The organism is Pseudomonas sp. (genome assembly GCF_035497915.1).
Taxonomy (GTDB): domain Bacteria; phylum Pseudomonadota; class Gammaproteobacteria; order Pseudomonadales; family Pseudomonadaceae; genus Serpens.
The window spans coordinates 1-19,273 of record NZ_DATJCS010000051.1 but is presented as its reverse complement, the minus strand read 5'-3'; the positions used below and the strand labels follow the sequence as shown (position 1 = coordinate 19,273).

Genomic DNA, 19,273 nt, shown 5'->3' with positions numbered 1-19,273 from the left:
TCGCGCTGACGACGGACGACACGCATGAATGGACAACGCGAGGTCATCGACTTCCTGTGCAACCCGCAGAGCCACGGCCCGGGGTCGGGGGTCATCGAGCGCATCGACACCCATGGCTCGCTGATCGTCCTGTACGGCGATCGAGCCTACAAGCTCAAGCGCGCGGTGACCTACGCCTCGCTGGACTTCCGCAGCCTGGAAAGCCGCGCCCGTGCCTGCCGCGCGGAACTGGCCCTGAACCGCCGCACCGCGCCGACCCTGTATCTGGGGCTGAGCGCCATCACCCGCCAGGCCGACGGCAACCTGACCTTCGATGGCGAGGGCACGGTACTGGATTGGGTGGTGGTGATGCGCCGCTTTCCCCAGGACGCCCTGTTCGACCGCATGGCCGGCGCCGGCACGCTGAACGTGGATCTGGCCGAGCGCCTCGGCGCCGAAATTGCCCGCTTCCACAATGGCGCCGAACGCCTGCCCGAGCACGGCGGCGTCGAAGGCATGCGCCTGGCCATCGAGGAGAACCACCGCGAACTGCTCGGCCACCCGGATCTGCTGCCCGCCGCGCCGGTGCAGGCCCTGTACCGCGCCAGCCTGCAGGCGCTCGACCGCCAGGCCGACTGCCTGGAACAGCGGCGGCGCGGCGGCCGGGTCCGCCGCTGCCACGGTGACCTGCGCCTGGCCAACATCTGCCTGTTCGAAGGCCGGCCGACGCTGTTCGACGGCATCGAGTTCAGCGAGCGGCTGAACTGCATCGACGTGCTCTACGACCTGGCCTTCGTGCTCATGGACCTGCACTTCCGGCAACTGCCGAGGCACGCCGAGCAGCTGCTGGCCAGCTACCGGGCGCAGCGCGACGAGGCCGAAGACTGCCAGCCGCTGCCACTGTTCTTTGCCCTGCGTGCCGCGCTGCGCGCCTTCACCCTGGCTGGCAGCGCCAAGCGGCAGACCGAACCGCGCATTGCCCGCCTCAAGGCCCGCCAGTCCCGCAGCCTGCTGCGCCTGGCGCGCGTCAGCCTGGAACTCCCGCCGCTGCGCTTGACGCAGGCACGCCAGCGGCAATGCTGAACCCAGGCCCGATCATGGAGAGGCACATGTCTGCGGAACGCCCGCTTTTCTTCGCCCTGCACGGCAGCCAGGACTACGCCCGCCGGGTCGCCCGGCGCCTCGGTTGCGACCTCGGCGAACACGAGGAACGCACCTTCGAGGACGGCGAACACAAGACCCGCGCCCTGGAGCGGGTCAACGGCCGCGACGTCGTGGTGCTGCACAACCTCTACGGCGACGAGCGCCAGAGCGTCAACGACAAGCTGTGCCGCCTGCTGTTCTTCTGCGGCGCGCTGAAGGACGCCGGCGCCCGCCACCTGCAGCTGGTCACGCCCTACCTGTGCTACGCCCGCAAGGAACGCCGCACCCAGTACCAGGATCCGGTCATCACCCGCTACCTGGCGAGCCTCATCGAGGCCTGCGGCGTCGACCGCCTGATGGCCCTGGAAATCCACAACCTGGCGGCCTTCGACAACGCCTTCCGGATTCCCACCCAGCATCTGGCCAGCGCCGAGCTGTTCGCCGAACACTTCGCCCCGCTGGCCGCCTCGGCCGACGTGGTGGCGGTATCGCCGGACGCCGGCGGCGCCAAGCGCGCCGAACTGTTCCGCCAGGCCCTGCAGCGACGCATCGGCCGGCCGGTGGGCAGCGCCTACATGGAGAAATACCGGGCCAATGACGTGGTCACCGGCGCCCTGCTGGTCGGCGAGGTGCGCGGCAAGGTGGCGATCGTCATCGATGACCTGATCAGCACCGGTGGCACCCTGCTGCGCGCCGCCAGCGCCTGCCATGAGGCTGGCGCCTCGCGCCTGTTTGCCGCCGCCGCCCACGGCTTGTTCACCGGCGGCACCGAGCTGCTGGAAAGCCCGCTGTTCGAAGGCATCGTCCTGTGCGATACGGTGCCGCCGTTCCGCCTGCCCGCCGAATTGGCCGCGCGCCGGCTGACCGTTCTGGATTCCACGGCGATGGTCGCGGCGCAGTTGGCGGAGAATTACGGCATCCAGACGTAACGGTACGGAATCAGTACATATCGGGATGGGGTTGGCTCGGCGGCGGCGCTTCCTTCTCCGGCAGCTCGGTCATTACCGCCTCGGTCAGCAGCAGCACACTGGCCACCGACACGGCATTCTCCAGCGCCACGCGCACCACCTTGGTGGGGTCGACGATGCCGGCCTCGTACAGATCCACGTACCGATTGGCGGCGGCGTCGAAGCCCACATTGCCGCCCTCGGCCAGCATGCGCGCCACCACCACCCCGGCGTCCACCGCCGAGTTCTCGGCGATGGTGCGCGCCGGCGCTTCCAGTGCGCGACGCAGGATCTGCAAACCGGTGCGCTCGTCCCCCTCGCTACCGACCTCCGCCTCGATCAGCGTCGGCACGCAGCGCAGCAGCGCCAGCCCGCCACCCGGCACGATGCCTTCGGCGATGGCCGCCTTGGTGGCGGCGATGGCATCGTCCAGCGCGTCCTTGCGGGCGCGCATCTCGGACTCGCTGGGGGCGCCGACCCGGATTACCGCCACCCCGCCGGCCAGCTTGGCCAGCCGTTCCTGCAGCTTCTCGCGATCGTAGTCGCTGGTCGCCTTGTCGATCTGCTGGCGCAGCTGCTGCACGCGCTTGTCGATGGCCTCGCGGGCGCCCGCGCCGCCGATCAGCGTGGTGCTCTCCTTGTCCACCACCACCCGCCGGGCGCGGCCGAGCATCTCCAGGGTCACCTGTTCCAGGCTCAACCCCAGCTCGCTGGAAATCACCTGGCCGTCGGTGAGAATGGCGATGTCCTGCAGCAGCTCCCGGCGCCGGTCGCCGAAGCCCGGCGCCTTGACCGCCACCGCATGCAGCACGCCGCGCAGTTGGTTGACGATCAGCGTGGCCAGCGCCTCGCCCTCGATGTCCTCGGCGATCAGCGCCAGCGGCCGACCGCTCTTGGCCAGTTGCTCGAGCAGCGGAATCAGGTCCTTGAGCAGGCCGATCTTCTGTTCGCAGAGCAGCAGGTAGGCCTCCTCCAGCACCACCTGCATCTTCTCGCTGTCGGTGACGAAGTACGGCGATACGTAACCCCGGTCGAAGCGCATGCCTTCCACCACCTCCACCACGGTTTCGGTGGTCTTGGATTCCTCAACGCTGATCACCCCCCTCGCTGCCGACCTTTTCCAGCGCATCGGCCACCTGGTCGCCGACCTTCGGGTCGTTGTGGGCCGAGAGGGTCGCCACCTGGGCCTTCTCCAGGCGGGTACGTACCGGGCGGGACTGGCTACGTAGCGATTCGACAGCCAGCTGCAGGCCACGATCCAGCCCGCGCTTGAGGTCGATGGCGCTGGCCCCGGCCACCACGTTGCGCACGCCATCGGCGAACAGCGCGTGGGCGAGCACGGTGGCAGTACTGGTGCCGTCGCCTACCAGCTCCCCGGTGCGTTCGGCGGCCTGGCGCAGCATCTGCGCGCCGAGGTTTTCCTCCGGGTCTTCCAGGTCCACCTGCTTGGCGATGGTCACACCGTCGTTGCACACCAGCGGCGTGCCCCAGCTGCGCTGGATCAGCACCGACTTGGACTTGGGACCGAGCGTCACGCGGATCGCGTCGGCCAGTTGCGTCGCGCCGCGCAGCACCTTGTCGCGGGCCGCGCCGCGAAACAGGATCTTGGTGTGGGCCATGGCCTCGCCTCCTCGACGCAGACGGTTCTGCGCGTTCGACTGGCGAGGGCGCGGGAAAGCTCCAGCGCGGCGATGTATGCACCGCGGCCGCCAAACTGTAGGGCCGGGTTTATCCCGGCCGACGAAGGTGGGAACGCCACCAAGGCGCACAGGCACCCACCTCCGCTGGCCGGCGTAAAGCCGGCCCTACAAAGGCAGCAACCACACCAGCCTTGCGGCGCCGGCACGAGCCTGTGGGGCCGGGTTTATCCCGGCCTACGGAGGTGGGAGCGCCACCAAGGCGCGCGGGTACCCGACCTCCGCTGGCCGGCGTAAAGCCGGCCCCACAATGTAGGCCGGCAGTCGCTCAGCGGCTATCGAGGTTGTGGTACAGCTCGTCTTCGTCGGCGAAGTGCAGGCTGAGGACGATATCCAGCTGCAGCAGCCGCCGCTGGATCTCGGCCAGCGCCTCGGCGTCCGGGGGGTCGGCCAGGTCGGCGCTCATGCGGCCCAGCAGGTGGCCGAGGCGGAAGATCTCCCGGTGCGTGTGGCTCAGCGCGGCGAGCGGGTCTTCCCCGGCCAGCTTGTCCGCCAGGCGCGGGAACAGCGCATCCTCGTCCTCGCGCTCGTGGGGTAGCAGACGTTGCTCCAGATCGCTCACCAGCTCGCGCACCTCCTGCCCGGCCTGGGCCGCCGGCAAGCCGGCCAGCCGCTCCGCCAGGCGGTGTACCCGTGCCAGCAAGGGCGCCAACGCGGCATGTTCCTGGCGCAGGCGCTCGACCTGCTCGCTGTCCAGCGCCGCGGCGGCGATGCGCCGGCCGCCGCGCAAGGCGCGCAGGGCGTTGAGAATGACCAGCACGTCGATGCCCTCCTGAACCAGGGCGCCAGCCAGCGGCGGCAGCATGCCCAGCGCCGCGAACAGCATGGCCAGCAGCGACAGGCCCATGCCCACCGCCACGCTCTGCACGGCGATGCGCCGCGAGCGGCGCGCGATCAGCAGGGTTTCCGGGATGCGGTCCAGACGATCCACCAGCAGCACCACGCTGGCCGCCTCCGAGGAGGCCGTGCCGCCACCCGCCGCCAGGGCGATGCCGACATCGGCGGCGGCCAGCGCCGGCGCGTCGTTGATGCCGTCGCCGACCATCGCCGTGTGGCCCTGACGGCGCCCTTGGGCCACCGACTCGACCTTCTGCAGCGGCGTCAGCCCGGCGCGCACCTCGTCGACCCCGGCGGCACGGCCGATCACCTCGGCGGCCTCCCGCTGGTCGCCGGTCAGCATGACCATCCGTTCGACCCCGGCGCGGCGCAGCGCCCGCAGGGTATAGGGGGTTTCCAGACGCAGCCGGTCGGCGAACAGCGCCACCCCTTCGATATGGCCGTCCACGGCAATGAAGCTGCCGGCGGCCAGCTCGTAAGCCATGCGCCGGCGCAGCGCCTCGATACCGGGGGTCGCCACGGCGCCCAACGCCACGTAATCGAAGCTGCCAAAGGCGATGTGATGGCCGTCCACCTGGCCGCTGAGTCCCGCGCCCGGCACTTCGCGCACCTCGTGTGGCGTGACCAGGTTCAGCCCCTGCTCGGTGGCCGCGCGCACCAGCGCCCGCGACACCAGATGCGGGGAGGCCTGGGCCAGGGCGGCGCCCCAGGCCAGCAAGCGGGCCGGAGAATGGCGGCCGGCGCTTTCCACGCCGTCGAGGGTCACGTTGCCGGCGGTCAGGGTACCGGTCTTGTCGAAGAAGAAGCGCCGGGCCAGCGCCAGCGCCTCCAGGGTCGCGCCATCCTTGATCAGCACGCCGCGCCGGGCGCTGCGCGAGATGCCGCCGATGATCGCCACCGGCGCGGCGAGAATCAGCGGACAGGGCGTGGCCACCACCAGCACCGCCAGGGCGCGCAGCACGTCGCCGCTGAGCCACCAGGCGAGCCCGGCCAGCCCGAGGGTCAGCGGAATCAGCGCCAGCGCGTAGCGGTCGGCCAGGCGCACGAAGGGCGCCCGCGAACCGCGCGCGGCCTCCACCATCGCCACGATGCCGGCATAGGTGCTCTGCTCCGCCGGCCGGCTCGCGCGCAGGTCGAACGGCGCTCCGGCGTTGACCACCCCGCTGCGCACCGCCTCGCCGGCCTGGCGGCGCACCGGCAGGGCCTCGCCGGTCAGCGCCGACTCATCCAGGACCGCCTCGCCGGACAGCACCTCGCCGTCCACCGGCACCACTTCGCCCAGGCGCACCAGCAGGGTGTCGCCGGGTACCACCTGTTCGATGGTGACCTGTTCCAGGCTATCGCCCCGGTAGCGCCAGGCCTGGCGGGGCGCGCGATCGACCAGGCGGTGCAGCTCGCGCTCGGCGCGCTGCTCGGTCCAGGATTCCAGCAGGCGGCCACCGGCCAGCATGAGGGCGATGATCGCGGCGACCAGCGCCTCGCCGACCGCCAGGGCGGCGAGGATGGCCAGCAGCGCGATCAGGTCGACACCCACCTCGCGGCGCAGCAGCCGCAGCACGATTTCCACCAGCAGCACCGCCGCCGCGAGCAGCGCGCTGGCGCCCCACACCCAGAACGCCTGGCGTTCCGGAGCCAGCAGCCCGACCGGCACCGCCAGCAGGGTAATGATCAGCAGCAGCGGGTTCAGCCAGGCGGGCGTTCGACTCATGCAGGGTCCATCAGGTCCGGGGCAACATGCGGCGCAGTGTATCGTCACGCAGCACATAGTGATGCAGCAGCGCCGCGACGGCATGCAGGCCGATCAGCCAGTAACCGGCCTGGCCCAGCAGCTCGTGCAGCTCCTTGTACTGCCCGGCCCGCTCGGCGTTGACCGGCACCAGTGCCGGCAGCTCCAGGCCGAAGAAGGGAATCGGCTTGCCGGCGGCGCTCAGGGTCAGCCAGCCGAGCACTGGCAGGCCGATCATCAGGGCGTACAAGGCCAGGTGCATCACGCGGGCAAAGCGCTCCGGCCAGCCCGGCAGGTTGGCCACCGGCTTGATCCAGCGCGCCAGCAGACGCAGCCAGACCAGCGCGAACACGCTCAGGCCCAGCATGAAGTGCCAGTGCTTGAGCAGTTCGCGGGGCTCGCTGCCCTTGGGGAAGTTGCCCTTCAGCTCGATGGTGGCGTACACCGCCGCGATCAGCAGCAGCATCAGCCAGTGCAGGCCGATGCTCATGGGACTGTAGCGATTGGCGTTCATGGGGAAGGTCCTCGAGGTAGGAATACGGCGGCGAGAGTAACGGGCCTTCCTTAACCCAAGCTTAGTGATGGCGCTGCGGCGTTCCCGCGGGGAAGCGCACGGCGACGCGCAAGCCACCCAGGGGGGAATCCAGCAGCTCCAGTTCGGCGCCGTGCAACTCGGCGATACGCGCAACGATGGCCAGGCCGAGTCCGGCACCCTCCCCCCCGCCCAGGCGGAAGAAGCGCTCCAGCAGTTGCGGGCGCTGCTCGGCCGGCACCCCCGGGCCACTGTCGTCGACCTCGAGCAGCACGGCATCGGGCAGCGTGCGCAGGCTCACCTGGATGCGCCCGCCCGCCGGGGTGTATTCCAGCGCGTTGCCTACCAGGTTCTGCAACAGGGTGGCCAGGCCGGCGGCATCGCCGGTCAGCCGCCACTCCCCGGCCCCGTCAGCCTCCAAGGTCAGTTCCTGATCGCGACTGAGGGCCAGCGGCGTGAGTTCGGCCAGGGTTTCGCGCGCCAGCAGCGCAAGATCCACGGGACGTCGCTGCAATGCCTGCGCCTCGGGCTCCAGTCGGGCCAGGGTCAGCAGTTGCCCGACTACCCGGGTGGTGCGGTCGACGCCGCCGATCAGCAGGCGCAGGGCGCGCTCGCGCTCCGCCTCATCGGCGGCGGCGAGCGCGTTCTGGGCATGGATGCGCAGCACCGCCAGCGGCGTGCGCAGCTCGTGGGCGGCATCGGCGATGAAGCGCTTCTCGCGCGCCATCAACTGGTTGAGCTGATGCAGCAGGCGGTTCAGCGACGCGGCGACCGGCTCCAGCTCCAGCGGCAGGGGCGCCAGCAGCAGCGGCGACAGATCGTCGGCGGCGCGTCCGCGCAACAACTGCGCCATGCGCGCCAGCGGTCGCAACCCCCAGCCCACCGCCAGCCAGACCAGCACCGCCACCAGCGGCAGACCGAGCAGATCGGGCAGCAGGCTGCGCCGGGCGATCTTGCCGACCAGCTCGCCACGCACGTCGTCGCGCTCGCCGACCAGGATGCGCAGGCCATCGCCGACATCGTCGAGCAGGAACAGGCGCCACTGGAAGTCGCCCAGCCGCAGGTCATGGAAGCCCGCCTGCGCCTCGCCCACCCCGCCGAGCAGTTCCAGCAACGACTGCGCGGGGGCGCTGGAGGAACGCAGGATCAGCCGCCCCCGGCCGTCGTAGGCCTGGAAGCCCAGCTTGCTTTCATAGGCGTGTCCGGCCAGTTCGGCGTCGTGCCGGTAGCGCACCGCCTCGTCCAGCGCCGCCTGTAGCTCACCCAGGCCCGTCGCGTCCATGCCGCTGCGCAGCATGCCCTGCAACAGCCGGGCGCTCTGCGCCAGTTGGGCGTCGAACAGCTCCTCGATCTCGTGGCGGGCGTCGCTGTAGCTCTGCCGGGCGATCAGGGTCAGGCCGATGGCCAGGGTGCAGAGCACCAGCAGCAGGGTGCGGTTGCGAATCGAGGGTCTCAGCATTTGTCCACCAGATAGCCGACCCCGCGCACGGTGCGGATCAGCTCGGGAAAGAACTTGCGGCGCAGGTGATGGATATGCACCTCCAGGGCATTGCTCTCCACGTCCTGGTCCCAGCCGTAGAGCACCTGTCCCAGTCGGTCGCGGGTCAGCACCCGCCCCGGCTGGGACAGCAGTTCGTGCAGCAGCAAGTATTCCTTGCGCGGCAGGCTGATCTCCTGCCCCTGGTAGCTGACCTGCTGGGTCACCGGGTCCAGACAGATGCCCCGGTACTCGAGCAGCGGCTGCGGGCGGCTGAAGCTGCGCCGCAGCAACGCACGCAACCGGGCCTTGAGCTCCTCGACATCGAACGGCTTGACCAGATAGTCGTCCGCACCGGCGTCCAGCCCGGCGATGCGATCGCTGGTCGCGTCGCGGGCGGTAAGCACCAGTACCGGCACCGGATTGGCGGCGGCGCGCAGGCGCCGCAGCACCTGCAGGCCATCGAGGCGTGGCAGGCCCAGGTCGAGAATCGCCAGATCGAAGGTCTCATGAGTGAGCGCGTGCAGCGCCGCGGCGCCGTCGCGCAGCCAGTCCACCGTGTAGGCCTCGGGCTTGAGTGCCGTGCGAATGCCCTCGCCGAGCGCCGGATCGTCTTCCACCAACAGAATGCGCATAACGCGGTTTCCACCATGCCGGGCAATCCCGGCATTCAACGCCGGGCGCAGCCGTTATTCCAGTTCTTCTTCGACCTGTTCCAGCAGGCGCTGTGCCTCCTGGCGCCGGCCGGCATCAGCCAGCTCGCGGCCCGGGCGGTCGGGCGCGGCCAGCGCCTTCTCAAGCGCCGCGCGGGCTTCCGGGTAGCGGCCTTCGCGGAACAGGAAGTCGGCATGGAAGTAATTGACGTCCAGGCCGTGCGGATTGAGGCGCAGCGCCTGATCGAACAGTTCGGCGGCCTTGGCCTTGTCGCCGAAGCCGATCGGCCAGCCCGGCACCTGGTAATACAGGGTGGCCAGGCTGGTGGATGCCGAACCGTCGAGCGCCTGCGGATCGAGCGCCAGCGATTCTTCGAACACCGTGCGCGCCTGCTTGACCAGCCCGAGCGCGCCCAGGCCGCCCTTGGCGCCGGCCCAGGTGCTGAGGATGATGCCCTGCCAGCTCTTCAGCTCCGCCGAATCAGGGTTGCGCCGCGTGGCGGCCTCGGCCTGGCTGGCGAGCTGTTCGAAGGCGGCCTCGCGGCGCGCCTCGGGCAGCTCGTAGTTGATCTGCGCCCAGCGCTCCTGCAGGTGCGCGAGCTCCTGTTCGCTGGCGGCGTCGAGGGCGAAGACGGACTGGCTGGCCAGGGCCAGCAGGACGGCGCCGATACCGAGTCGGATAGTCATGGGTGTTGATCTCCGGAAGAGGTAGAAGACAAGGCAGACTCCGCCCCACGGGCGAAGCGACGGATGACCGGCAGCTGGCGCTGCAGCGCGCGGTCGACCAGCCGGGGCAGCAACTGGTTGAGGAACACGAAGAAGCGCTCCGGCCAGCCGAGATAGAGCTCCTCGCGCTCGGCCTCGATGGCCCGGGCGATCTGCCCGGCCACCTGGCGGGGATCGTCCATGGCCACGCCCAGCGCATCGTTCATGGCCACCACCGGCCCGGCGTTCATCGCCGTGCGCGTGGCACGCGGCGCGATGTACAGCACCCTGACGGCGGTATCCGCCATTTCGCGGCGCAGCGCCTCGCTGAAACCGCGCACGGCGAACTTGCTGGCGCAGTAGGCGGCGAAGCCCGGATAACCGAGCGAACCGAAGGTGGAGCCCAGGTTGATCACCAGCGCGCGCGGCGCGCGGCGCAGTTCGGGCAGCAGCAGGCGCAGCAGCTGCAGGGTGGCGGTGACGTTCACGCTGATCAGGCGCTCGATGGACGCCTCGTCCTGCTCCTCGAACAGGCTGAAGCTGTTGATCCCGGCGGCGCTGATCACCCCGTTGAAATCCTCGAAGTGGCGGACGGCGATCAGCACCCGTTGACGGTCCGCACGGTCCGCCAGGTCCGCGCAGACCGTCTCCACCTGGCCGGGAAAGCGCTCGGCCAGTTGCTCCAGCGCCAGGCGATCGCGACCGACCAGCAGCAGCCGGGCGCCGCCGTCACACAGCCGCTCGACCAGCGCCTGGCCGATGCCACCGCTGGCGCCGGTCACCAGCAACCGGCAGTCAGCGAGTCGCATGACGCACCTCCGCCGGCAGGCTGTGGAACAGGTCGCCGTACAGGCGGTACACCACCCGCGCGGTGTGCACCACGGCGGCGCGGTCGTCGGCGTCATCGAGGCGGTTCATCAGTTTGCGGAAGAATTCCACATGGCTGATATCCAGGCTGCCGTGGGAGGTCAGGTAGCTGAAGGCCTTGGGCGGCAATTGCAGGCTGGTGCGCAGCACCTCGGCGGCCTGGGTGGCCAGGGCGATGCTGGTGCCCTCCAGCACGTTGACCATGCCGAAGAAGCTCACCGGGTTGTGGCGGGCAATACGGTCGTAGACGTAGGCGACCATCAGCTCGGTGGCCAGGCTCGGCTGGCCGTTGCGCACCGCCTCCGCATCGCCGCCACAGGCGCGGATGTCGTTGAGGATCCACTCCTGGTGGCCGATCTCTTCCTCGATGTATTCGGCCACCGCGCTGCGCAGCCATTCCAGCCGTTCCGGCAGTCGCGCGCCGCAGGCCATCAGCAGCGGCACGGTGTGCTTCACGTGGTGGTAGGCCTCGCTCAGGAAGGCGATGTAGCTGTCCAGGCTGGCGGTGCCATCCAGGGCACTCTGGATGATCGGCGCGCCGAGCAGGTAGCTACGCTCGGTCTCGGTCTGGTGTTGCAGCTCTTCGAAGAACTCCATGGGTCACTCTCCGCAGGGGGAAGTCATCAGGCCCGCGAGGGCCGCTTGGTAATGGTCGAGCAGCGCAACGCGGCGCAGCCGCCCGTTGCGGGTGGCCAGGCCGTTGTCGGCGCTGAACGGTTGTGCGGCGCGCAGCCAGCGGTGCACCCGGGCGTAGTCGGGCAGCGTGCGATTGACCGCGGCGACCGCCTCGGCCAGTTGCGCGTCCGGGCAGTCGGCGCGGCGCGGCACCAGCACGGCGACGTTGCACGGCAGCGCCTCGCCGTGCAGCCAGGCCTGGGCGATGGGCAGTTGCTGGACCAGCTCGGCCTCGACCCATTCCGGGTTGACGTTGCGGCCGTAGGCAGTCACGAACTGGTGTTTCTTGCGCCCGCGCAGGGTCAGAAAGCCGTCCTGCAGTTCGCCCAGGTCGCCGGTGGCCAGCCACTCGCCGGACAGCGGCGGCTCGCCCAGGTAACCGAGCATGCGCGCACCGCGCACCCAGACTTCGCCGTCCTCGGCCAGGCGCAGTTCGACATGCGCCAGGGGTCGACCGACGCTGCCGATGCGGCGCGCCTCGGGCGTGTTCAGGCACACCACCGAGGCGCACTCGGACAACCCGTAGCCCTCGAACACCGGCAGACCCAACTGATCGGCCCGCTCCAGCAGCTGCGGCGCCACGCGCCCGCCGCCCACGGCGACGAAGCGCAGCGCCTCCGGCAGCGCCACGCCCTGCTCCGCCGCCGTCACCAGCGCCAGCAGCAGCTGCGGCAGCAGGATCAGGCTGTTGGGGCGCACCGCATGCAGCAGCGCGAGGAAACGCGCCACGTCGAAGCCACTGGCGCCCTGCAGTCCGATCTGCGCCAGCGGGCGCAGCTCCACGACGGCGCCGGCCAGCAACGGGGCGTAGATGCCGGCGAGGTTCTCCAGCAGTGTGGCCAGCGGCAGCACGCACAGATGGCGCGTCACCTGGCGGCTGCGACTGGCCAGTTCCAGGCTGTCGGCCACGCGCAGCAGGGTCGCGGCATCCAGGCAGACGCCCTTGGGCTGGCCGGTGGTGCCCGAGGTGTAGGTGATCTTGCAGGTGCCGGGCGGCAATTCCGCCTGGCGGGCCGGCACGCGGCGCAGCAGCCCGCCTTCCTCGCGGAAGCCGCAAGCCTGGCTGGCCGGACTGTGCGCGCCGAGCAGCGCGTCGACGCCGGCGTCCTGTAGCACATGGATCTGCTGGTCATCGGAGAAGAAGCCCGGCAGCGGCACGCAGACCAGGCCTGCGCGCAGCAGCGCCAGATCCCACAGCGCCCACTCCAGGCCGTTGTCCAGCGCCAGCGCCACGCGCCGCACGTCCCAGGCCCGCAGGCGTTCGACCCGCGCATCGATTTCGTCCAGCAGCTCGGCATAGTCCAGCCGGCGTTCGCCATCACTCAGCGCCGTGCCGCTATGGGCGGTCAGGCGCGTCCAGAACCGTTCAGCAACCGACGGCATGGGCCAGCCCTCCGTGGTAGCGCGGCTGATGGCCGAGACGCGCATACATCCCCAGCTGCAGCAGTTGTCGGTGGCCGGGCAGGATCTCGCCGACCATCACCTGCGGCCGGCTGGCGTAGTAGCTGCCCCAGTCCTCGCGCTCGGCGCCCAGGCGCGCCGGATCGGCCTCGCCCAGCGGCAGCGGTGCCAGGCCCAGGCGCTGGAAGCTGTTGAGCAGTTCGCGGGTGCCGGTGAAGGCCACCCACTGGAAGCCTTCGCTGATCAGCAGGTCGGTGAGCGCGACGATCAACAGGCGCGCCGAGGCGGCGCCGGTGGCGGCCAGGTTGCCCACCTCGACGATGGCGTCGCGCGGCACCTGCCGCGCATGGCGGCGGGCGATCTCACCCTCCAGCGGCGCATCCAGGTAGCGTTCGAGAAACAGCGGCTGGCGAGCCGGACGCAAGCCCACCGCGCCTTGCACCACGCCGTGCTCGTCCAGCAGGCCGAGCAGGCAGGGCAGGAAATGATGAATGCGCGCCTGGTGTTCCTCGGCGAAGCGCTGGCGAATGAAGGCTTCCAGCGTCTGTCGCAACGGGCCGCCATCGGCCTCGGCCCGGCGCAGGTACAGCGGCGTGTCGCGACCAATGCGCGCCAACGTGTCGATTTCAACCATGCGGGCAAGTCCTCTGCAGAAAAGATCCGAGAGGTATCTTCGGCACGCAGGCTTAAGAAAGTCTTAGGTTCGCAACGAAGCGCCGGCGGGCTCAGCGCTCCCAGAGAATGTGCACGCTCTCCAGCGGCACCTGCGCCCCGGCATGGGCCGGGATCACGCGCAGCGTGTAGTCGCTGGCCGGCCGGCGGGCCGGCAGTTCGATGGCATAGGCGTAGCCGGAGGTCGCGCCCACCAGCTGGCGCACCCGTTGCATCACCAGGCGTTCGGCGGAGCAGCCGTCCAGGCCGTTGGCATACAGCTCGACACGCACGGCATCGGGGTTCAAGGCGTCCAGGTACAGCTGGGCCTCGAAATGGTGACTGCCGTCCTGGGTGAACAGCCGCACCTCGCCGATGCGCAGCGCCGTCCATTTCTCGTCCAGCTCGCGCCGCCAGCGCACCAGCTCCGCCGCCCGCGCGCCCTGCTCGGCGGCACGCTCGCGGTAGGCCATTGCCGCCGGCAGGTAATGCCGCTCGGTGTACTCGCGCACGGTGCGCGCCGCCGAATACCGCGGGGTGAGCCGCGCCATGCTCTGGCGCATGCGCTCCACCCAGGCGGTGGGGATGCCCAGCTCGTCGCGCTGGTAGAACTGCGGCACCACCTCGTTCTCCAGCAGCGCGTAGAGCGCCTCGGCGTCGCGCGCGTTGTCCTCGGGGTCGTCCGGATGCTCGCGGCCATCGCCCAGCGCCCAGCCCACCTCCGGCGAGTAGGCCTCCGCCCACCAGCCGTCCAGCACCGACAGGTTCAGACCGCCATTGACCAGCACCTTCATGCCGCTGGTGCCGCAGGCCTCCCAGGGGCGCCGGGGCGTGTTCAGCCAGACATCCACGCCCTGCACCAGCTGCTCGGTCAGCTGCATGTCGTAGTCGGCCAGAAACACCGCATGGCTGCGCACCTCGGGGCGGCGCACGAAATCCACCCACTGGCGGATCATCGCCTGGCCGACCCGGTCGTCCGGGTGCGCCTTGCCGGCCAGGATCAGCTGCACCGGGCGCTGCGGATGGGTGAGCAGGCGGATCAGCCGCTGCGGGTCGTGCAGCAGCAGGTTCGGCCGCTTGTAGCGCACGAATCGGCGGGCAAAGCCCAGGGTCAGGGTGTTGCAATCCAGCACATGACGGGCGATCTCCACCCACTCCGGCCCGGCCCCGGCGGCCGCCAGTTGCCAGGCCAGCCGCTCCCGCGCGTAGTCGATCAGCGTGGCGCTGGCAGAGGTGCGCATTTGCCAGAGCCGGGCGTCGCAGGCGCAGCTGATGTCCTCGCCCAGGGTGCCAACCGTGCCGGACCAGCGATCCTTGCCGCAGGCGGTGGTCCACAGCTCGTCGGCCTGCGCCGAGTCCCAGGTGGGCATGTGCACGCCGTTGGTGACATGGCCGACCGGCACCTCGTCCAGCGGCCAGCGTGGAAACAGCGGCGCGAACAGCGTGCGGCTCACCTCGCCGTGCAGGCGACTGACGCCGTTCACCGCGCCGCTGCCGCGAATCGCCAGCCAGGCCATGTTGAAGAACCCGCCATCGTCACGCCCCAGCGCCAGCAGCGCGCTGCGGGAAATGCCCAGGCGCTGTTCCGCATAGTCGCCCAGGTACTGCTCGACCAGTGCCGGGGCGAAGCGGTCGAAGCCCACCGTTACCGCCGTGTGGGTGGTGAACAGGTTGCCGGCGCGGGTGGCCGCCAGCGCCACCTCGAAGTCCTGGCCGCTCTCCTCCTTGAAATGGCGCGCCCGCTCCAGCACGGCGAAGGCCGCGTGGCCCTCGTTGAGGTGGCACACCTCCGGCCGCAGGCCCAGCTCGGTCAGCAACTGCCAGCCGCCGAGGCCGAGCACCAGCTCCTGGGTCAGGCGCAACTCGGCGCCGCTGCCGTACAGTTGGCTGGTGATGCCGCGGTGTACCGGGTAGTTGGCCATGTCGTTGCTGTCGAGCAGGAACAGCTTCACCCGGCCGACCTGCACCTGCCAGGCCCGCAGCCAGATGGCGTAGCCGGGCAGTTCGAGGCGAAAGCGCAGCCACTCGCCGTCCGCCTGGCGCAGCGGGACAATCGGCAGCTGGCCGGGGTCGTTGTAGGGGTACAGCGCCTGCTGCGCGCCGTTGCGATCGATCATCTGGCGGAAGTAGCCGGTCTGGTACAGCAGGCCCACGCCGTACACCGGCACACCGAGGTCACCGGCGGCCTTGAGCTGGTCGCCGGCCACGTTGCCCAGCCCGCCGGAATAGATGGGCAGTGCGTCGCCGAGCATGAACTCCATGCTGAAGTAGGCCACCGCGCCGAGCGGCGCCTGCGGGTACGCCTGCTGGAACCAGGCCGGCGCCTCGGCCGCGCGGCGCCGGGCCTCCACCAGTGTGTCCAGGCGCAGGCGAACGGCGGCGTCACCCAGCACCTGGCGGAGCCGGTCCGCCGACACCGTCTGCAGCACCACCCAGGGGTTGTGGGTCAGCGCCCACAGTTGCGCATCGAGCAGGCGCCAGATCCAGTCGGTGGCGTGGTTCCAGGAGGAGCGCATGTCCAGCGCCAGCTCCAACAGCTCCTCGTAGCCCTCGATCTCATGGAAGGCCAGGCGCTGCTTGGGGTGAATGAAATGAATCGGCTCGCTCACGGTCCCTTCCTTCGCAGGTGTTGCAGTTCCTGCTCAGGATAGTCGGCGCCCTTGCGCGCCTACCGCAGGCAGGTGAGCCATGAACGAGCCCTGGTGGAGCTGGACGGCGGAGCAGGCCTGGCACGCGCTGGACAGCGGCCCGCCGGGGCTGTCCGCCGAGCAGGCCGCGCAGCGGCAGCCCCGCCCGCAGCGACTGGCCCGGCGGGCGGGTTTCGGTCGCGCCTTCCTCACCCAGCTGCACAGCCCGCTGATGCTGATCCTGGTGGTGGCCTGTGTGGTGTCCCTGATCGTCGCGCAATGGATCGACGCGGCCATCGTGCTGGCCATCATCCTGCTCAGCGCCCTACTCACCGCCTTGCAGGAGCACCGGGCGTCGCGGGCGGTCGAACAGCTGCGCCAGCAGGTGGCGGTCACCGCCCGGGTGCGTCGCGACGGCCAGCTGCGGGAGATTCCCGCCAGCCAGGTGGTGCCGGGCGACGTGGTGGAGCTGTCCGCCGGCAGCCTGGTGCCCGCCGACGGCCTGCTGCTGGAGGCGCGCGACTGCTTCGTCGCCCAGGGCCTGCTGACCGGCGAATCGGCGCCGGTGCAGAAGCTGCCCGGGGTGGCGAAGATCGACGCCAGCCTGGCCGAGCGCAGCAACTGCCTGTTCATGGGCAGCTCGCTGCGCAGCGGCACCGCCCGGCTGCTGGCCGTGCGCAGCGGCGCGGCCAGCGAGTACGGGCGCATCGCCCAGAGCCTGACCCTGCGCCCGCCGGAAACCGAGTTCGAACGCGGCCTGCGCCACTTCGGCGCGCTGCTGCTGCGCCTGATGCTGCTGATCGTACTCACGGTACTGGCCGCCAACATCCTGCTGGGGCGGCCCACCGTGGACACCCTGCTGTTCGCCATCGCCCTGGCGGTCGGCCTGTCGCCGGAGCTGTTGCCGGCGGTGCTGGGCATCACCCTCGCCCAGGGCGCCCAGCGCATGGCCCACCATGGGGTGATCGTGCGCCATCTCAACGCCATCGAGAACCTCGGCGCCATGGACGTGCTCTGCAGCGACAAGACCGGCACCCTCACTCAAGGCGTGGCGCGCCTGGACGCCGCGCTGGACGCCGAGGGCCAGCCGTCGCCGCGCTGCCTGCTGCTGGCGGCGCTCAACGCCAGGCTGCAGACCGGCATGGCCAACCCGCTGGACGAGGCGATCAGCGCCGCCGCCCAGGAACAGCAGGTGGCGCTGGACGGCTACCGCAAGCTCGACGAAAACCCCTACGACTTCGTGCGCAAGCGCCTCGGCGTGCTGGTGGCCGAGCCGGCGGGCGCGCCGCTACTGATCGTCAAGGGCGCGCTGGACAAGGTGCTCGACGCCTGCGACCACGTGCACGGCGAGCCGCTGGACGCCGCGCACCGCGCACAACTGGATGCCCGCTTCGCCGAATGGAGCGCCCAGGGCTACCGGGTGCTGGGCGTGGCCAGCCGCAGGCTGCCGGGCGCAACCGGCTGCACGGTGGCCGACGAGCGCGCGCTGGATTTCGAGGGCTTCCTGCTGATCTTCGACCCGCCGGAACCCGGCGTAGCCGACACCCTCCAGCGCCTCGCCGGGCTGGGCGTGCAGGTGAAGATCATCAGCGGCGACAACCGCCGGGTGACCCGCCATGTGGCCGAGGCGGTGGGCCTGGACGCCGAACAGCTGATCACCGGCGGCGAGCTGCTGCGCATGAAGGACGACGAACTGCTGCACCGCGTGCCGCAGGTAGCGCTGTTCGCCGAGGTCGACCCCAGCCAGAAGGAGCGCATCATCCTCGCCCTGCAGAAGACCGGCCACGTGGTGGGCTTTCTCGGCGACGGCATCAACGACGCCCCGGCGCTGCACGCGGCAGACGTCGGCATCTCGGTGGACCAGGCCGCCGACGTGGCCCGCGAGGCCGCCGACTTCGTGCTGCTGCGCCACGACCTGGACCTGCTGCGCCTGGGCATCGATGAGGGCCGGCGCACCTTCGCCAACACCCTCAAGTACATCTTCATCACCACCAGCGCCAACTTCGGCAACATGATCAGCATGGCGCTGGCCTCGGCGCTGCTGCCGTTCCTGCCGCTGCTGGCCAAGCAGATCCTGCTCAACAACTTCCTCTCCGACCTGCCGGCCATGACCCTGGCCGGCGACCACGTGGACCCCGAGTGGGAACGCACCCCGCACCACTGGAACCTGCGCGAGGTGCGCAACGTGATGGTGGTGTTCGGCCTGACCAGCTCGCTGTTCGACGCGCTGACCTTCGGGCTGCTGTTCTACGTGGCCGGCGACCAGCCGGCGCTGTTTCGCAGCGGCTGGTTCGTGGAATCGCTGCTCACCGAACTGGCGATCATCTTCGTGGTGCGCACCTACAAGCCCTTCTACCGCAGCCGCCCCGGCCGGCTGCTGCTGATCAGCACCCTGGCGGTGATGCTGCTCACCCTGCTGCTGCCCTACACCCCGGTGGGCGGCTGGTTCGACCTGGTGCCCCTGCCCTGGCCGCTGCTGGCGGCGATCCTGACCCTCACCCTGCTCTACGCCGCCACCTCGGAATGGGTGAAGCGCCACCTGCTGGCTAAAGCGCGCCGGCCGACGCGGGCGGCGCGGCGGCATCGGGGGCAGCCGTGGCCGCCATGAACAACCCCGGATGTGACGGCCTGCCAGTGCGTGGCAGCCGGAGGACAACCGGATGACGCTGACGCAACTGGTCGCCGACTACGGCTATCTGGCGGTATTCGCCGGCGCGCTCTTCGAGGGCGAAACGGTTTTGCTGCTGGCTGGATTCGCCGCGCACCAGGGGTATCTGTCATTTCCCTGGATCGTCCTCATCGCCTTCTGCGGCGGCACGCTGGGCGATCAGCTCTGGTTCTTCATGGGTCGGCGCTACGGAACGGCCTTGTTGAAGCGCTTTCCGCAACTGACGCCAGCCGCCCAGCAGGTCAACCGCCTGATGCTGCGCTTTCAGGTGGGGGTGATCATCGGCGTGCGCTTCATGTACGGATTACGCATCGCCGGACCCATCGCCATTGGCATGAGCGACGTTCCGGCGTGGCGCTTCATTCTGTTCAACCTGATCGGCGCCGCGCTTTGGGCGCTGCTGGTCGGCGGCGCGGGCTACCTGTTCGGCCAGACGCTGCACTGGCTGTTTGCCGATATCCAGCGCTACGAGGAAGGCGTACTGCTGGTGATAATTGGGATGGGAGTGATGGTCGGGCTGTGGCGGTGGTGGGGGCGCAGGAAGCATTAGGGAAACTCTGAAAAAGACTCCCTGATTTGGCAAAATCCGTCGACTTCACCCGCCCGAGCTTTCCGATGAAGCAGATGACCTTCGCCGACGCCGAGTACGCCGGCAAGCGCAAGCAGACCCGCAAGGAGCTGTTCCTGA

Annotated in this window: 13 protein-coding genes and 2 pseudogenes; 4 read left to right on the top strand and 11 right to left on the bottom strand. The window is 70.0% G+C overall.

Annotation, left to right across the window (positions count from 1 at the left end; translation table 11 throughout):
* Positions 1–24: 24 nt before the first annotated feature.
* Both VL129_RS15160 and VL129_RS15155 read left to right on the top strand, forming a co-directional pair.
* Positions 25–1,062, top strand: coding sequence for a phosphotransferase (locus VL129_RS15160; protein WP_325414148.1), 1,038 nt, complete (start codon positions 25–27; stop codon positions 1,060–1,062).
* Positions 1,063–1,088: 26 nt separating this feature from the next.
* Positions 1,089–2,051 carry a ribose-phosphate diphosphokinase gene (locus VL129_RS15155; RefSeq protein WP_325414146.1) on the top strand — a complete coding sequence of 321 codons (963 nt, stop codon included), beginning with the start codon at positions 1,089–1,091 and terminating at the stop codon, positions 2,049–2,051.
* Positions 2,052–2,061: 10 nt separating this feature from the next.
* On the opposite strand, the pseudogene groL reads toward VL129_RS15155, so the two are convergent.
* The 11 genes and pseudogenes from groL to glgP form a co-directional block, all read right to left on the bottom strand.
* Positions 2,062–3,688: pseudogene (gene groL / locus VL129_RS15150) on the bottom strand (chaperonin GroEL).
* A gap of 346 nt (positions 3,689–4,034) precedes the next feature.
* Positions 4,035–6,311, bottom strand: a complete 2,277-nt coding sequence (locus tag VL129_RS15145) for a heavy metal translocating P-type ATPase (RefSeq protein ID WP_325414144.1) — start codon at positions 6,309–6,311, stop codon at positions 4,035–4,037.
* Positions 6,312–6,321: 10 nt separating this feature from the next.
* Positions 6,322–6,843, bottom strand: a complete 522-nt coding sequence (locus VL129_RS15140; RefSeq protein WP_325414142.1) for a cytochrome b — start codon at positions 6,841–6,843, stop codon at positions 6,322–6,324.
* Between the two features lie 61 nt (positions 6,844–6,904).
* Complete coding sequence (locus tag VL129_RS15135; RefSeq protein ID WP_325414141.1) at positions 6,905–8,320, bottom strand: ATP-binding protein; 1,416 nt, start codon at positions 8,318–8,320, stop codon at positions 6,905–6,907.
* Positions 8,314–8,973, bottom strand: a complete 660-nt coding sequence (locus VL129_RS15130) for a response regulator transcription factor (RefSeq protein ID WP_325414140.1) — start codon at positions 8,971–8,973, stop codon at positions 8,314–8,316. Before VL129_RS15130 ends, VL129_RS15135 begins: the two co-directional genes overlap by 7 nt.
* Positions 8,974–9,027: 54 nt before the next feature.
* Positions 9,028–9,678, bottom strand: a complete 651-nt coding sequence (locus tag VL129_RS15125; protein ID WP_325414139.1) for a tetratricopeptide repeat protein — start codon at positions 9,676–9,678, stop codon at positions 9,028–9,030.
* On the bottom strand, positions 9,675–10,505 hold the full coding sequence (locus tag VL129_RS15120) for an SDR family oxidoreductase (protein WP_325414137.1): 831 nt from the start codon (positions 10,503–10,505) through the stop codon (positions 9,675–9,677). Before VL129_RS15120 ends, VL129_RS15125 begins: the two co-directional genes overlap by 4 nt.
* Positions 10,492–11,160, bottom strand: coding sequence for an iron-containing redox enzyme family protein (locus tag VL129_RS15115; RefSeq protein ID WP_325414135.1), 669 nt, complete (start codon positions 11,158–11,160; stop codon positions 10,492–10,494). The genes VL129_RS15120 and VL129_RS15115 overlap by 14 nt, the downstream gene beginning before the upstream one ends.
* Positions 11,161–11,163: 3 nt before the next feature.
* On the bottom strand, positions 11,164–12,621 hold the full coding sequence (locus VL129_RS15110) for an AMP-binding protein (protein ID WP_325414133.1): 1,458 nt from the start codon (positions 12,619–12,621) through the stop codon (positions 11,164–11,166).
* On the bottom strand, positions 12,605–13,273 hold the full coding sequence (locus VL129_RS15105) for a thermostable hemolysin (protein ID WP_325414132.1): 669 nt from the start codon (positions 13,271–13,273) through the stop codon (positions 12,605–12,607). The genes VL129_RS15110 and VL129_RS15105 overlap by 17 nt, the downstream gene beginning before the upstream one ends.
* A gap of 91 nt (positions 13,274–13,364) precedes the next feature.
* Positions 13,365–15,860 carry an alpha-glucan family phosphorylase gene (gene glgP / locus VL129_RS15100; protein ID WP_414705217.1) on the bottom strand — a complete coding sequence of 832 codons (2,496 nt, stop codon included), beginning with the start codon at positions 15,858–15,860 and terminating at the stop codon, positions 13,365–13,367.
* Between the two features lie 130 nt (positions 15,861–15,990).
* Here glgP and mgtA point away from each other — a divergent pair.
* A pseudogene (gene mgtA / locus VL129_RS15095) lies at positions 15,991–18,525 on the top strand (magnesium-translocating P-type ATPase); the annotation flags it as partial.
* Between the two features lie 52 nt (positions 18,526–18,577).
* A complete protein-coding gene (locus VL129_RS15090; protein WP_325414127.1) occupies positions 18,578–19,135 on the top strand; it encodes a DedA family protein in 558 nt (185 codons plus the stop codon).
* Positions 19,136–19,273 lie beyond the last annotated feature (138 nt).

What these genes read in the sequence shown, in the direction of transcription:
- VL129_RS15160 (WP_325414148.1), top strand. Translation starts at nt 25, where the DNA reads ATGAATGGACAACGCGAGGTCATCGACTTCCTGTGCAACCCGCAGAGC.
- VL129_RS15155 (WP_325414146.1), top strand. Translation starts at nt 1,089, where the DNA reads ATGTCTGCGGAACGCCCGCTTTTCTTCGCCCTGCACGGCAGCCAGGAC.
- VL129_RS15145 (WP_325414144.1), bottom strand. Translation starts at nt 6,311, where the DNA reads ATGAGTCGAACGCCCGCCTGGCTGAACCCGCTGCTGCTGATCATTACC.
- VL129_RS15140 (WP_325414142.1), bottom strand. Translation starts at nt 6,843, where the DNA reads ATGAACGCCAATCGCTACAGTCCCATGAGCATCGGCCTGCACTGGCTG.
- VL129_RS15135 (WP_325414141.1), bottom strand. Translation starts at nt 8,320, where the DNA reads ATGCTGAGACCCTCGATTCGCAACCGCACCCTGCTGCTGGTGCTCTGC.
- VL129_RS15130 (WP_325414140.1), bottom strand. Translation starts at nt 8,973, where the DNA reads ATGCGCATTCTGTTGGTGGAAGACGATCCGGCGCTCGGCGAGGGCATT.
- VL129_RS15125 (WP_325414139.1), bottom strand. Translation starts at nt 9,678, where the DNA reads ATGACTATCCGACTCGGTATCGGCGCCGTCCTGCTGGCCCTGGCCAGC.
- VL129_RS15120 (WP_325414137.1), bottom strand. Translation starts at nt 10,505, where the DNA reads ATGCGACTCGCTGACTGCCGGTTGCTGGTGACCGGCGCCAGCGGTGGC.
- VL129_RS15115 (WP_325414135.1), bottom strand. Translation starts at nt 11,160, where the DNA reads ATGGAGTTCTTCGAAGAGCTGCAACACCAGACCGAGACCGAGCGTAGC.
- VL129_RS15110 (WP_325414133.1), bottom strand. Translation starts at nt 12,621, where the DNA reads ATGCCGTCGGTTGCTGAACGGTTCTGGACGCGCCTGACCGCCCATAGC.
- VL129_RS15105 (WP_325414132.1), bottom strand. Translation starts at nt 13,273, where the DNA reads ATGGTTGAAATCGACACGTTGGCGCGCATTGGTCGCGACACGCCGCTG.
- VL129_RS15090 (WP_325414127.1), top strand. Translation starts at nt 18,578, where the DNA reads ATGACGCTGACGCAACTGGTCGCCGACTACGGCTATCTGGCGGTATTC.